We start from the raw sequence: 13,947 nt of genomic DNA on the forward strand, positions 1-13,947 counted from the left end.
GGAGCGGGACGTCAGGAGCCGAGCTCGTGCCCCGTCGTCGCGTCGACGTGGTCGGGCACCTCCTCGTGCCGGTCCCCGACCGACGGCGTCCCGGTGGGTTCGAACAGCAGGATCGCGGTGGGGACGGGGGCGTACGGCTTGTGCTCCGTGCCGCGGGGCACGGTGAAGGCCGCTCCCCTGGGGAGCCGGACGGTGCGCTCGCCGGCGGGCTCGCGCAGGGAGATGTGCAACTCCCCCTCGATCACCAGGAAGAACTCGTCGGTGTCGTCGTGGGCGTGCCACAGGTGCTCGCCCTCGACCTTGGCGACGCGGACGTCGTAGTCGTTGACGCGCGTGACGATGCGGGGGCTCCACAGCGCGTCGAAGGATGCCAGGGCCCTCTCCAGGGCGACGGGTTCGCTGTCCATGGCCGCATCCTCACCGGTGGCGCCCGGCCGGGGCGAGTGCTAGGAATCGCACATGCCGCACGATTCCTCGCACGACGCGCCCGCGCCGGCCCCGCACCGGGTCGTCGTGATCGTGGACGAGAACTCCAACCCCTTCGAACTCGGCTGCGCCACCGAGGTGTTCGGGCTGCGCCGGCCCGAACTCGGCCGCGACCTGTACGACTTCCGGCTCTGCTCCCCCGAGCCCCGCGTCCTGATGCGGGACGGCTTCTTCACGCTCACCGGCGTCGCCGGGATGGAGGCGGCGGAGCACGCGGACACGCTGATCGTCCCCAACCGGCCCGACGTCGAGGTGCCCCGCCGCCCGGCCGTGCTCGACGCCGTGCGGCGGGCGCACCGGCGCGGGGCGCGGCTGGTCGGTCTGTGCAGCGGCGCCTTCACCCTCGCCGAGGCCGGCGTCCTCGACGGGCGCCGGGCCACCGCGCACTGGCAGTGGGCGGCCTCCTTCCGGGCCCGCTTCCCGTCCGTCCGGCTGGAGGAGGACGTGCTGTTCGTGGACGACGGCGACATCCTCACCGCCGCCGGCAGCGCGGCCGCCCTCGACCTGGGGCTGCACATCGTCCGCCGTGACCACGGCGCGGAGACGGCCAACTCCGTCAGCCGCCGGCTGGTCTTCGCCGCGCACCGGGACGGCGGGCAGCGGCAGTTCGTCGAGCGCCCCGTGCCCGAGCCGCCGGACGAGTCGCTGGCACCCGTCCTGGCGTGGGCCCAGGAGCGGCTGGACTCGCCGCTGACGGTCTCCGACCTCGCCGCGCGCGCGTCGGTCAGCCCGGCCACGCTGCACCGCCGATTCCGCGCGCAGGTGGGCACGACCCCGCTGGCGTGGCTCACGGGGGAGCGGGTCGCCCTCGCGTGCCGTCTGATCGAGCGCGGCGAGAGGCACCTGGAGGTGGTCGCACGGCGCAGCGGTCTGGGCAGCGCCGCCCACCTGCGGAGGCTGATGCGCCGGGCGACGGGACTCACCCCGTCGCAGTACCGCAACCGCTTCGGCCCGGAGGCGGCCGGGCCGTGACCCGGTGGCGCGGACCGGCGCCCGGTGCTCGCCGCGGCGATCGTTTTCGGTCCTTTCCCGCACGCCTCCGCCGCCGCGGGGGCCCGGTGGGAAGAGGGCCGCCCCCTTTTCTCCGCGGGTAGCGCCACCGACACATCCGGACGGAAGAGACACGTCGCCCAGCGCCTTCACAAAAAGTTAACTCACCGGCAAAGGAAAGATTTTCGCCACAACTCGAAGGGTGCCTTCCGGTATCCCTAGAATTGGCTCCCGTGAATTCGGGAGGTGTTGGCCGTGGTGCGTTCCGCCGTCGCCCGGGCAGTGGCGCTCGCGGTCTGCGCACTCACCGTTCTGTCACTGCTCACCGGCACTCCCATCAGCACCTCCGCCGCGACCAATGCGGCCGCCGGCCAGTCCTCCCCCCGCACTCCGGTACCTGAGACAGCGGAGTGGGAATCCCGTTGCGGTGATACGGAACTTCTCCGTGGCAAATTCCGCAGGAACGGCCGTACCGGCCAGGGGAAGAACTCTTCCGCGGCGCCGCCCCCCGCTGCGGCGCCCCTGCACGACCACGCGGCCCGCAGCGCCCTGCGCCCTTCGCCCTCCCGACTCGCCGCGCTGCCCAGACCCGGGGAGATCCCCTCACGCCTCCAGGTGTTCCGCTGCTGAGGAGCCCGTGCGAACCGGCCCGGCCGGCTCGCGTCGGAAAGCTCCCCGCTCGGACCACACTGTCTTTCCGGAGGCACTCTCGTGCAGCACTTCATCGACCACGCGCGCTCCCTGGGCAGGCGGATCGCCTCCGCCCCCGAGGAGCGCGAGCGCTTCGGACGGCTCGCGGCCGGTCAGGCGCCCCAGGCCCTCTTCATCACCTGCTCGGACTCCCGGGTGATCCCCTCCCTGATCACCGGCGCGAAGCCGGGCGAACTCTTCGAGCTGCGCACGGCGGGCAACGCCGTGCCCCACTACGGCACCCGGCCGACCGGAGAGGCGGCCACCATCGAGTACGCGGTCGGCGTGCTGGGCGTACCCGACATCGTCGTCTGCGGCCACTCGTACTGCGGCGCGGTGGGCGCCCGCGTACGGGATGAGGACCTGACCGCGGTGCCGGCCGTCGCCGGCTGGATCCGCAGCCAGCTCCCCGAGGGGCGGGGGGAGCAGGACGGGGGCGGCGGCCCCGAACTGGCCGCCGCGGCCCAGCGCAACGTCCGCGAGCAACTGGAACGGCTGCGCGGCTACCCGTGCGTGGCCGAGCGGCTGGAGGCCGGGCAGCTGCGACTGCACGGCTGGTTCTACGCCGTGGACACCGGGCTGGTCCTCACCCACCAGCCGTCCGTCGACGCCTTCCTCCCGCTGTGAGCGCCCCCGTGGAGGCGGGCAAGCCCCGCCTGCGGCACCTGCGGGCGGACTTCACCGCCTCGCTCGTGGTCTTCCTGGTGGCCGTACCGCTGTGCGTGGGCGTGTCGGTGGCCTCCGGGGCCCCCGCGGAACTGGGACTGATCACCGGCATCGTCGGCGGGATCGTCACCGGACTGCTGCCCGGCAGCAGCCTCCAGGTCAGCGGACCGGCCGCGGGCCTGACGGTGCTGGTGTACGAAGCCGTCCGGACGTACGGGCTCGACATGCTGGGAGTGCTGGTCCTCGCCGCGGGCGCGCTGCAGCTGGCGATGGGCGCGCTGCGCCTGGGCCGCTGGTTCCGGGCCGTCTCGGTGGCCGTGGTGCAGGGCATGCTGGCGGGCATCGGCCTGGTCCTGATCGCCGGCCAGCTCTACGCCCTGGCCGACATCTCCGCGCCGTCCGGCGGCCTGGCGAAGATCGGCGGACTGCCGCAGCTGGCCGTCGACGCGTTCGGTTCGGCGGCCAGCGTGGCCGCTCTGGCCATCGGGGCCGGGACGATCGCGGTGCTGGTGCTGTGGCCGCGCCTGCCGTCCGTGTCACGGGTACTGCCCGCGCCGCTGGCCGCCGTGGCGCTGGCCACCGCCGCGACCGTCGTCCTGGACCCGCCGGTGGCCCGGATCCAGGTCCAGGGGCTGCTGGACTCCGTGCAGCCGCCCGGGGCGGACGGGTTCGCGCGGCTGGCGGAGGTCGGCGTCCTGGGCACGGTGCTGGCCTTCGCCCTGATCGCCTCGGCGGAGACCCTGTTCAGCGCGGCGGCCGTGGACCGGATGCACGACGGCCCGCGCACCGACTACGACAAGGAGCTGGTCGCGCAGGGCGCGGGGAACGCCGTCTGCGGCGTGCTCGGCGCCCTGCCGATGACCGCGGTGATCGTCCGCAGCTCGGCGAACGTGCGGGCGGGAGCGCGGACCAAGGCGTCCCGGGTGCTGCACGGCGTGTGGCTGCTCCTCTTCGCCGCCGCGTTCCCCGCGGTGCTGGGGATCATCCCGGTGGCCGCGCTGGCGGGCGTGCTGGTACACGCCGGCTGGAAGCTGATCCCGGTCAAGGAGCTGCCGCCGCTGTGGCGGGAGCACCGCGGGGAGGCGGTGGTCCTCGCCGTCACCGCCGTCGCGATCGTGGTCACGGACATGTTCCAGGGGGTCCTCATCGGCCTGCTCGCGGCGGTCGTGAAATCGGCCTGGGAGACCTCCCACGTCCACCTGGAGGTCTCCGGGCCGCTCCACGACGGCACGGGCCCCCTCCGGGTGCGCGTGCTCGGCAACGCGACCTTCCTGCGGCTCCCCAAGCTGCTGGACGAGTTGGAGGCGCTGCCGCGCGACCGGGCGATCGAGTTGGACCTGTCGGGCCTGCGCCACCTGGACCACGCCTGCCGGACCGCCCTGGCGGGGTGGGCCGAGCAGCACAACGAGGAAGGAGCCGTCCCCGTCCGCCTGCCCGCCTGACCCCGGCGAGACGGCCGTCCCGGTCCGGTGGTCCAGTGGGCCGGGACGGCCGCGCCCGGTGGGCACCCCCGGGGCGGAGGCCGCGATCCGCGCGCCGCCGCTCCCGCACCGAGGTGCCGGCGGCCGGGTGCGGGGACGCTTTCGGCGGGCTGCCGGTGTTCACATAGGGTGCCGCCGCGGGGGTGTCCGGGGCGTCCGCCGCAAGACGATCCCGGACGCCCTCGTTCCCGTCCCCGTTCGGCACCCCTCGACCTCGATCGTCCGGTGAGTCCTGTCCCGCCACCGGTACGCGGAAAGGACCGCGCCATGTCCGGCGACCGTCTCATGCGCATCCACAGCGCCGAGTTCCAGGCCATGGCCGACAGGGTCCTGCAGGTCACCGAGCTCACCTCCCGCCTGAACGTCCTGCCCTTCGAGGACGAAGCGGGCAAGGCGGAACTGTTCGAGCAGATCCTTGGCAGGCCGCTGCCGCCGGGAGTCACGATCTACCCGCCCTTCTACACGGACCACGGCCTGAACCTCGACCTCGCCGACCGCGTCTTCATCAACCAGAACTGCACGTTCCTGGACTATGCCGGTATCCGGCTCGGCGAGCGCGTGATGATCGGACCGAAGGTCACGTTCATCACCAGCGGCCACCCGGTCGATCCCCGGGAGCGGCGGCTGTACCTCACCGGTGCGCCCATCGACGTGGCGGAGAACGTGTGGATCGGTGCCGGTGCCACGATCCTGCCCGGCGTCAGCATCGGCCGTGACGCCGTGGTCGCCGCCGGCGCGGTCGTGGCCGACGACGTTCCGCCGGCGAGTCTGGTGACCGGCGGCAAGGCGACCGTGCACCGGCAGTGGTGACGGCCTCTTCGGAGCCACGCCGAGCCCGACTGCGGGCAGCCACCGCCGCCGCGGGAGAGCCGGCGCGCCGGGCCCCGGGCGGGGAGTCCGGCGGCGGCACGCCGGTCACACCGTCGCCGGGCCGCCGTCCCGCCGGAACGGGGCGATGATCCTCCGCACGGCCTCCGCCGCTCCCCAGTCGTCGTCGCCGTGGGCGATGACGCTCAGGAGTTCCCGGAGATGGAAGAGGTCCATCCGGTCCCGCCAGCCGTCGTCGATCCCGGTGACCTCCTCGTACACGGCGAAGAAGCGGTCCGAGGCGGGCGGGCGCGGCGAGCACCACAGCATGCTGAGGTCGATCTCCGGCCAGTTGTAGGACACGGCGGGGTCGATGAGCGCGGGCGCGCCGTCGGCGGTGGCGACGATGTTCCCCTGCCACAGATCGCCGTGGGTCAGGCACGGGGGCCGGTCCGGCACGAGTTCGGGCAGGGCCGCGCAGAGCCGCTCCAGGGCCTGCCGCTCCGCGGCGTCGAAGGCCGCCTCGACCAGGGGTTCCGGCAGCCAGCGCAGGATGCGCCGCTCCGCGAGGAACGCGTGGCCGTCGCTGTCCCAGGTGTTGTCCTGGCGCAGCCGGCCCAGCCGGCCCGGACGGTGCCAGCCGAACCGCTCGGCGGCCGTGGAGGTGTGCAGGGCGGCGACCGCGTGGGCGAGCCGCTCCCAGAAACGCTCGTCGTCGCGGCGCGGCCACATCCTCTCCAGCACCAGCAGCCGGGGCGAGGCGCACAGCACCTCCGGCGTGATCACCCCGCCGGTTTCGCGGAGTTCCGCCAGGCCGGCGGCCTCGACGGGGAAAACGTCCCGGTCCGGTCCGAGGAGCGTCTTCGCGAACACCTGGGAATCGTCCTCGAGGGTCACCAGCCCGGCGATTGCGACCACTCCGCCGGCTGCCTCCTCCACCTCCTTGGCCGCGTATCCCGCCTCACGGAGACGCTGGGTGAGTATCTCTTCGCCAGACACCCGAACACCGAACCATGCTTCTCCCGCACACACCAGGGACCGTTCCGGCCGCGTTCACCGGTGACCGCGGACCCGGACCGCGCGCAGCTCCGCGTAGCCGGAAGCGCTCTTTCCGACGAGCTCGGTCGGGGCCGTCGGGCCGGGAATCGCCGTCCTGGTGGACGCGCCGGTGTCGGTCGGCATGCGCGGACCGTCCCGCGGGGCCCGCCTCGGCTCCCGGTGGATTCCGAAGCCGCCGGGCTCGGACCCCGTCCGGGCCCGGTCGGGGCACGGGCCGCTTCGAGGCGGCCGGCGGCGCGGCTCGCGCGGCCTGCGCCGCTCCCCCGGCCCGGGGTTCCGCGGCGGTCCGTGCGGCCCTCCGCAGAACCCCGGCCACGGCGTCACACGGGCGGCCGCAGGACGGCGAGCGGTACGCGGACGAAGGTGACGGTCTCGTACGGCCTCCTCTCCCCCGTCTCGTACAGCAGGCCGACGGTGGTCCGGTCGACCTGGACCAGGTCGCAGTAGGCGGCGGGCGCCGCCGACACCTCGTGGACGGCGCTCCAGTGGACTCCGCCGTCGCGGCTGGCCCTGATCGTCATGCGGGCGCGGGAGCCGGGGTCGGCGGGGCCCGCGTAGAGCAGGGGCCCGCCCGTCGGCTGCAGGACGCTGCCCTGGACCACGGGCCCGGTCAGCGCGGGCTGCGGCCGGTAGGGGCCGGTCAGGGTGAGGCCGCCGTCGGCGCTGTGGGCGTCGCAGCGGGTGCCCTCCGCGGTGCCGTGCTGATCGCGTGCGTTGAAGTAGATCCGGCCGTCGGGGAGTTGGGCGGCGGTGCTCTCGTTGGCGTTGACCGTCCCGTCGGGTGTGCCGTCGGTGAAGCCGATGCGCCAGGTGCGGCCGCCGTCGTCGCTGTAGCAGCAGTGGCCGCCGTAGTACTTCGCCTCGGTGCCGGTGTCGGGCGAACCGGGCGGCGGAGCCGTGGAGTGGTTGGCGGGGACGACCAGCCGGCCGCGGTGGGGCCCGGTGGTCAGGGCCAGGGCGTGGCCGGGGCCGGTGGCGTACCAGCGCCAACCGGGCTCCTTGACGTCGGCGGTGATCTCGGCGGGCGCCGACCAGGTGCGTCCGTCGTCGTCGCTGTGCTGGACGAACACCCGCCGGGTCTGCTCGGCGGTCGCTTCCCCCGCCATGATCTGGTGCTCGGTGACGCCGGCGGCGTTGCGGCAGGTCAGCAGGGTGATGCGGCCGGTGCGCGGATCCACGACCGGGGCGGGGTTGCCGTGGGTGTCGCCGTCGCCGCCCTTGACGCGGACCAGCGGGCCCCAGGTGCGGCCGCCGTCGGTCGAGCGGCGGGCGACGACGTCGATCTCCCCGGTGTCGCTGCCGGAGGCCGCGCGGCCCTCGGCGAAGGCGACCAGGGTGCCCCGCCGGGTGCGCACGACCGCCGGGATGCGGAAGGTGTCGTACCCCTCGGTGCCGGAGGTGAAGGGGACGGAGGTGGCGGAGGCGGCGGCCGGTGGGTCCGCCGGGGGGCGCGCCGGTGCGGCGGCCCCGCCGGTTTCCCGGCCTCCCCCGGTGGAGGGGGCCGCGTGCGCGGCCCGGGTGGTGAGGGCCGCGCCGGCCGCGGCGGCCAGGGGGAGGGCGAGGAGATGCCGTCGGTGGAGGGGCATGGTCGGTTCTTCCTCCTTCGGGAGGTGTGCTCCGGGTACCGCGGGTCAGGTGCGGGAGGCCGGCTCCGGCAGGAGGCCGGCGTCGGCCAGGCAGGTGGCGATCCGTTCGGTCTCCTCCCCGGTCAGGGGGAGCAGCGGGGGGAGGGTGTCGGCGCGGTCGATGACGCCGCGGAGCACCAGGGCGGTCTTGAAGGCGCCCAGGGCGGCGGAGACGGGGCCGACCCGGGCGGGGTCGGCGGCGGCGGTGACGGCGGCGAACAGACGGGTCAGCCTCCGCTGCTCGCGGCGCGCGGTGTCCCAGTCTCCGTCGCCCGCCGCCCGGTGCAGGCGCAGGTAGCCGTGGGGGTCGATGTTGCCCAGACCGGGGACCACCCCGTGGGCCCCCCGCAGCAGGGCCAGGTCGGCGAGCTTCTCCGAGCCCGTCAGGCAGGCGGTGCCGGTGCCGTCGGTGGCGTCCAGGAGGCGCTGGAAGGACTCCAGGTCGCCGCTGGAGTCCTTGACGGCGGCGATCACACCGTCGCGGGCCAGCTCGCCCAGGAGCTCGGCGGGCAGCTTGCGGCCGACGTTGGAGGGGATGTCGTAGGCGACCACGGGGACGTCCACCGCCGCGGCCAGGCGGCGGTAGTGGTCGCGCACCTCGGGCAGGGCGGTGCCGACGTAGAAGGGGGCGGTGGCCACCACCGCGTCGGCACCCAGTTCCCGGGCCGTGCGGGCGTGCTCGACGACGCGGGGCGTGGCGGTGTCGACGACGCCTGCCAGGACGGGGACCCGGCCGGCCGCGGTGCCCACGACGGTGCGCAGGGCGGCGGCCCTGGCCCGGTCGGTGAGCTGGGAGACCTCCCCGGTGGATCCGCACACGAACAGGCCGTGGACGCCCGCGTCCAGCAGGAAGCCGCACAGGCGCTCCAGCGACGCGGTGTCGACCTCGCCGTCCTCGGTCAGCGGGGTGCACAGGGGAGGGATGATTCCGTGGAACATCAGACCTTCTCGCTCTTCTGCGGGATGCCGGGCGGCGGCACGGCGTCGCGTGCGTCGGCCAGGCGCTGGATGCGGGCGGGTACGTCGAAGCCCACCAGCAGCACCACTACGGCGGTCAGGCCGATGGCCAGGACCGCGATGGCCGTGCCGAGGCTGAGGGGTTCGGCCAGCCGGGTGCCCAGGACGGGCGCGGCGGCTCCGCCCAGCGCGCCGACGTTGTAGCTGAAGCCCAGTCCGGCGGCGCGGAACCGGATCGGGTAGTGCTCGGAGACGTACTTGGGGAGGATTCCGGAGGCGCCCTGACCGGTGGCCAGCAGCAGGAACAGCAGCACCCACAGCGCCACCGTGTTGCCCTCCCCGATCGCGAACACCGGCCAGACGACCGCCAGTGAGGCCACGAGCATCCCGGCGTAGGTGCGGCGGGTACCGAAGCGGTCGCCGAGCCAGCCGGCCAGGACGCTGCCCGCCGCGTAGCCCAGTCCGGCGTAGAGCAGGGCGTCGGAGACCTGGCCGGGGTCGTAGTGCAGCTCGGTCTTGAGGTAGGTGGGCAGCAGCGACTGCAGGGGCCAGGAGTAGAGGAAGGCGCAGAAGACGGTGACCATCAGGGCCACCACCACCGGCCACAGCCGTCCGGCGAACTGCACCGCCATCGCCACGAAGCACGCCGCGATCACGACGGTCAGCAGCAGGCCGACGGCCGTGGACTGACCGCGCAGCACCAGGAAGACGGAGAGTGCGGCCACCCCGCACAGCGGGAGGTTCCACACGGCCCGGCGCCCGGCGAAGAGCATGCCGGTGGCGCTGACGGGGCGCTCGCCCGACCCGTACGCCTCCTGCCAGTCCTTCGCCTCCGGCAGCCGCCTGCGCAGCCAGACGGCCAGGACGACGGGGAGGATGCCGATCCAGAACAGCACCCGCCAGTTGGTGGCCGGGACCACCCAGGCGTAGCACTCGGCGGCGAGCACGGTGCCGACCGGGTAGCCGGACAGCAGCAGCCCGCTGGCGGTGTTGCGCAGCCGCTTCGGCCAGCTCTCGATGACGTAGGTGGCGCTGGCGGTGTACTCGCCCGCCATGCCCAGGCCGACGACCATGCGGAAGGCGAACAGCGACCAGTAGTCCCAGGCGAAGCCGCACAGCGCGGAGCCCACGGCGTACAGGACGATGCTCAGCACCATGGCGGGGCGGCGGCCGAAGCGGTCGCCGAGCGCCCCGATGGCCAGACCGCCGAACCAGCGGGAGACGAAGGCGGCGGACACCAGGGTGGCGGCGGTGACCGGGGACAGGCCGAAGTCGTGGGCTATCTCGGTCAGGACGAGGGTGATGAGGACGAAGTCGAAGCCGTCCATGGCGTAGCCCAGCCAGGCGGCGCCGAACGCCTTCCAGTCCTGCGCGGCCAGGTCGTCGCGCCGGCGGCGCGGCACGGTGCTCTCGGTGGGCATGCGGCTCTCCTCGGGGCGGGAGCGGCGGGACTCCGGGACGAGAGGTGGGAGGTGGGAGGTGGGAGGTAGGACGTCCTAGGGGTAGGAGTACCCTAGGCCCCATGCCACCGCTCCACAACCCCCCGCTCGCCGGGCCCCCGACCCGTCGGCCCTCGGTGCAGGACCGGCTCGTCGAGCTGATCATGGCGCTGGACCTGGACGCGGGCGACGCCCTCCCCGCCGAGCAGGAGCTGATGCGCGCGCTCGGTGTCAGCCGCAACTCGGTGCGCGAGGCGCTCAAGAGCCTCCAGGCCCTCGGAATCGTCGACATCCGCCACGGTTACGGCACCTACGTGGGCGCCCCCGGGCTGCGGTCGCTGGCCCCCGGGCTGCTCTTCCACACGCGCCTGGCCGTCAAGCGCGAGGACCACCGGGCCCTGCGCGACATCGTGGAGGTGCGCGCCCTGCTGGAGGGCGGCCTGATACGCCGGGCGGCGGTCCAGCTGACCGACGACCACCTGGACCGGCTGGACCGCGAACTGGACGCCCTCGCCGCCGACGGGGCCGAGGGCCGGGCCGGCCACGACCGCCGGTTCCACGAACTGCTGTACGAGCCGCTGGAGAACGCCGTGGTCCTCCAGCTCATCGCCCTCTTCTGGGACGTCTACCGGCAGCTGGAGCACGAGATCGGCAAGCCCGAGACCGACCACGAGCAGGTGGTGCGGCTGCACCGCCGCGTGGTCGAGGCGCTGCGCGACCGCGATCCCGGCCGCGCCGCCGAGGCGATCGAGAGCCACTTCGCCGACATCCTCGCCCGCATCGACCGCCTGGGCGGGGGCCGGGAGCGCGACGCGGACTGAGGGGGCCGGGGCGCGGAGTCCGCGGACGCCGGCGGCCGGCGCCCGAAGAGGCGCGCCGCGACCCCTGCGCCCCTCCTGTCTCCCCCGCAGCCTCCCCGCAGCGGAACGGCGGTGGTCCGGCGTCGCCGTCCGCCGCTCGGCCCCGGGCGGAAGGGCGCTCTGCGGGGCCCGATCGCGGGAGGGCCGGGCACGGTCCCCCTCTCCCGCACGGCGGTACGGTGGCCCGGTCCGGGAACGGTACGCAGGAGAGGGGAGACGACGTGGAGGCCACGCTGGGGGAGCAGGTGCTGCTGCTGTCGCTCGACGACGAGACGGGCAGGGTCCGGGAGGAGACCAGGACGGCCTGCGCCGTCGCCGGGGCCGCCGTGCTGGAGCTGGTGCTCGCCGGGCGGGTGGAGGTGGTCGACGACCGCGTGTGCGTGCGGGACCCCGGCCCGCTGGGCAACCCCGCCCTGGACGAGGTGCTCGCCCGGATCGCCGAGGGGAACGGGGGCAGACGCAGGCCCCGCAGGACCAAGGACTGCGTCCAGCACCTCCGCAAGGCGGCCGTGTCCGGCGCGAACCGGGCCCTGGTGGAGCGTGGACTGGTCCGGGAGGAGAAGTCCAAGGTGCTGGGGCTCTTCCCGGTGACCCGCTACCCGGAGACGGACGGTTCGGTGGAGAAGGCGCTGCGGCAGAGGCTGGAGGCCGTCGTCCTCGGCGGCGAGCAGCCGGACGAGCGCACCGCGAGCCTGGTGGCCCTGGTGCACGGCGCGAAGCTCCACCGGCAGGCCTTCCCCGGCGCCGACCAGCGCGCCGCCAGGAGCCGCACGAAGGAGATCGCCGAGGGGCAGTGGGCCGGGGAGGCCGTCCGCGGCGCGATCGAGGCCATCCAGGCGGCGACGGCCGCGGTCGTGGCCGCGACCGCGGCGGCGGGCGCCGCGGGGTGAGCGCGGGCCGGTGAGCGCCGCCGGCGCGGGCCGGGCCGGACGCGCTCACCCGCGCCGGCGGCGTCCGCGGACGGGACCCGCGACGGCCCCCGATGGAAGAGCCTCCTGCGGTTCCCGGCGCCGCACCACCCGTGGGGCCCGGGGAATGGAGTCCCCCGCCGCGGAGTTGGCCCGGAAGCCGGACGGCGCGGGCCGCGGGTCCGCTCCGGGCCGGTGCGGGCCGGCCGGCCCGCCCCACGGACGGACACGGAAGGGAACTCGATGAAGATCGGCATCATCGGCGCGGGCAACATCGGCGGCAATCTGACCCGGCGGCTGACCGCCCTCGGCCACGAGGTGTCGGTGGCCAACTCCCGCGGTCCCCACACCCTCACCGCACTCGCCGAGGAGACCGGGGCCACCCCGGTCACCGCGGCCGAGGCCGCGCGGGGAGCGGAGATCGTGGTGATCACCGTCCCGCTGAAGGCCGTGCCCGACCTGCCCGCCGGACTGCTCGACGAAGCCGCACCCGGCGTGGCCGTCATCGACACCGGCAACTACTACCCGAAGCAGCGCGACGGCCGGATCGACGCCATCGAGGACGAGGGGCTGACCGAGAGCCGCTGGACCGAACGGCAGATCGGCCACCCGGTCGTCAAGGCGTTCAACGGCACCTACGCCCAGGACATCCTCGACAGGCCGCGCCCCGAGGGGGACCCGGAGCGCATGGCGCTGCCGGTGGCCGGGGACGACGAGGACGCCAAGCGGCGCGTGAGGGACCTGATCGACCGGCTCGGCTTCGACACCGTGGACGCCGGGGGCATCGACGAGTCCTGGCGCCAGCAGCCCGGCACCCCCGTGTACGGGATGCGGGGCGGCGTCGAGGAGGTCGCCAGGGCCCTGGCGGAGGCCTCCCCCGAACGGCCCGCGGACTTCCGCGCCTGACCCCCCTCCCCGCGGCCGTCAGCCGGTCCGCCGGCCGGCCCGGTCGGCGGACCGGCCGTCCGGGGCGGCGGACCGGTCGTCCGGGGCGGCGGACCGGCCGTCCAGGGCGGCGCAGAGCCAGTCGTGGGCGGCGCCGGGTGTCGGTTCGGGCACCCCGGAGGCCGAGGGGGCCAGTTCGGCGGCGAGCTCCCAGTAGCGGTCGATGCGGGGATCGGCCGCGAGCCGGGCGCCGAGGCGGCGGCGGAAGCCGGGCGTGTCGCGCCCGCCGCACGAGCGGGCGTAGGCGTCGACGAAGCAGTCGAGCGCCTCGCCCCCGTGCGGTGCGCGGCCGGCCCGCATCCGTACCGCCGCCAGTTCGTAGGCCTCCGCGAGTCCCTCGTAGAGGACGGCCGGACGGTGGTCCGGTCCGTGCGCCGCGGGCTGGTGCCCGGGGCCCCTCCCGGGGCAGGGGCGGGAGACCAGGGCGTTCAGCCGGGCGAAGGCCAGCACCTGCTCCGGGGTCGGTTCGGCCGGAAGGTGCGGCACCGCCCGGTCCACGACGGCGGCGACCACGCGGGCCGGGAGCCGCGGGGGGAGCCAGCGCCGCCAGAAGCGCGCCGGGGCGTCCGTGCCGGGCGGGAAGGGGATGCCGCCGATCAGCCGGACGCGGTCGGCGCGCTCCTCGTCGGCGCAGTCCCGGACCAGCCGGAGGGCCGCCTCCCGCCAGCGCAGGGCGGCCAGTTGCGGGCCGAGCTCCCGCAGCCGCCCGTCGACGGCCTCCTCCAGCGCCCCGCGGCGGTCCAGGGCGCGGCCCACCTCCGCGACCGGCACCTCCAGGGCGCGCAGGGCGCGGATCGTCCGGAGCCGTTCGAGCGCCTCCGGCGCGTAGCGGCGGTGGCCCCCGGCGCTGCGGGCGGCCTCGGGCAGCAGACCGCGGTCGGAGTAGAAGCGGACGGTCTTGACGGTGGTGCCCGCCCGCTCGGCGAGTTCCCCGATGCCCAACAAGCCGTCGGACGCCATCTCTTGAACCTCCCTCAGGGGGAGTTCCTACCGTACCGGCGGACGCGGGCGGCCCGTGCGGCCGGTCCGGGTCC

Annotated in this window: 13 protein-coding genes; 7 read left to right on the forward strand and 6 right to left on the reverse strand. The window is 75.0% G+C overall.

The annotated features are described in order from the left end of the window. Window positions 1–11: 11 nt before the first annotated feature. Entirely contained in the window at window positions 12–407 is a 396-nt protein-coding gene (locus tag ACFSJS_RS21935; RefSeq protein ID WP_380903060.1) for a cupin domain-containing protein, read from the reverse strand. 52 nt (window positions 408–459) lie between these two features. Between ACFSJS_RS21935 and ACFSJS_RS21940 the strand changes: the two genes are divergently transcribed. From ACFSJS_RS21940 to ACFSJS_RS21955, 4 genes are all read left to right on the forward strand, one after another. Beyond that, window positions 460–1,458, forward strand: coding sequence for a GlxA family transcriptional regulator (locus tag ACFSJS_RS21940; RefSeq protein WP_380903062.1), 999 nt, complete (start codon window positions 460–462; stop codon window positions 1,456–1,458). A 729-nt stretch (window positions 1,459–2,187) separates the two neighbouring features. Then, window positions 2,188–2,793 carry a carbonic anhydrase gene (locus tag ACFSJS_RS21945; RefSeq protein ID WP_380903064.1) on the forward strand — a complete coding sequence of 202 codons (606 nt, stop codon included), beginning with the start codon at window positions 2,188–2,190 and terminating at the stop codon, window positions 2,791–2,793. Next, entirely contained in the window at window positions 2,790–4,274 is a 1,485-nt protein-coding gene (locus ACFSJS_RS21950) for a SulP family inorganic anion transporter (RefSeq protein ID WP_380903066.1), read from the forward strand. The genes ACFSJS_RS21945 and ACFSJS_RS21950 overlap by 4 nt, the downstream gene beginning before the upstream one ends. A 306-nt stretch (window positions 4,275–4,580) precedes the next feature. Beyond that, window positions 4,581–5,123, forward strand: coding sequence for a DapH/DapD/GlmU-related protein (locus ACFSJS_RS21955; RefSeq protein ID WP_380903068.1), 543 nt, complete (start codon window positions 4,581–4,583; stop codon window positions 5,121–5,123). 105 nt (window positions 5,124–5,228) lie between these two features. Here the strand turns inward: ACFSJS_RS21955 and ACFSJS_RS21960 are convergent, their stop codons facing one another. The 4 genes from ACFSJS_RS21960 to ACFSJS_RS21975 form a co-directional block, all read right to left on the reverse strand. Further along, window positions 5,229–6,119 (reverse strand): fructosamine kinase family protein, encoded by an 891-nt coding sequence (locus ACFSJS_RS21960; protein ID WP_380903070.1) that lies wholly within the window; start codon window positions 6,117–6,119, stop codon window positions 5,229–5,231. A 380-nt stretch (window positions 6,120–6,499) separates the two neighbouring features. Next, entirely contained in the window at window positions 6,500–7,765 is a 1,266-nt protein-coding gene (locus tag ACFSJS_RS21965) for a sialidase family protein (protein WP_380903072.1), read from the reverse strand. 45 nt (window positions 7,766–7,810) lie between these two features. Then, on the reverse strand, window positions 7,811–8,743 hold the full coding sequence (locus ACFSJS_RS21970) for a dihydrodipicolinate synthase family protein (protein WP_380903074.1): 933 nt from the start codon (window positions 8,741–8,743) through the stop codon (window positions 7,811–7,813). Next, the gene (locus tag ACFSJS_RS21975; RefSeq protein WP_380903076.1) at window positions 8,743–10,182 is read right to left on the reverse strand and encodes a sialate:H+ symport family MFS transporter; all 1,440 of its coding nucleotides are present in this window, start codon (window positions 10,180–10,182) and stop codon (window positions 8,743–8,745) included. The genes ACFSJS_RS21970 and ACFSJS_RS21975 overlap by 1 nt, the downstream gene beginning before the upstream one ends. Window positions 10,183–10,283: 101 nt before the next feature. Between ACFSJS_RS21975 and ACFSJS_RS21980 the strand changes: the two genes are divergently transcribed. The 3 genes from ACFSJS_RS21980 to ACFSJS_RS21990 all read left to right on the forward strand — a co-directional run bounded on the left by ACFSJS_RS21980 (window position 10,284) and on the right by ACFSJS_RS21990 (window position 12,874). After that, window positions 10,284–11,021 carry a FadR/GntR family transcriptional regulator gene (locus ACFSJS_RS21980; protein ID WP_380903078.1) on the forward strand — a complete coding sequence of 246 codons (738 nt, stop codon included), beginning with the start codon at window positions 10,284–10,286 and terminating at the stop codon, window positions 11,019–11,021. Between the two features lie 260 nt (window positions 11,022–11,281). Continuing rightward, window positions 11,282–11,950 (forward strand): GOLPH3/VPS74 family protein, encoded by a 669-nt coding sequence (locus ACFSJS_RS21985; protein WP_380903080.1) that lies wholly within the window; start codon window positions 11,282–11,284, stop codon window positions 11,948–11,950. A gap of 213 nt (window positions 11,951–12,163) precedes the next feature. Next, window positions 12,164–12,874, forward strand: a complete 711-nt coding sequence (locus tag ACFSJS_RS21990) for an NADPH-dependent F420 reductase (RefSeq protein ID WP_380903082.1) — start codon at window positions 12,164–12,166, stop codon at window positions 12,872–12,874. A gap of 18 nt (window positions 12,875–12,892) precedes the next feature. Here ACFSJS_RS21990 and ACFSJS_RS21995 read toward each other — a convergent pair whose 3' ends face one another. Continuing rightward, on the reverse strand, window positions 12,893–13,873 hold the full coding sequence (locus ACFSJS_RS21995; RefSeq protein ID WP_380903084.1) for a helix-turn-helix domain-containing protein: 981 nt from the start codon (window positions 13,871–13,873) through the stop codon (window positions 12,893–12,895). Window positions 13,874–13,947 lie beyond the last annotated feature (74 nt).

Source organism: Streptomyces desertarenae, from assembly GCF_042681365.1.
GTDB classification, from domain to species: domain Bacteria; phylum Actinomycetota; class Actinomycetes; order Streptomycetales; family Streptomycetaceae; genus Streptomyces; species Streptomyces desertarenae.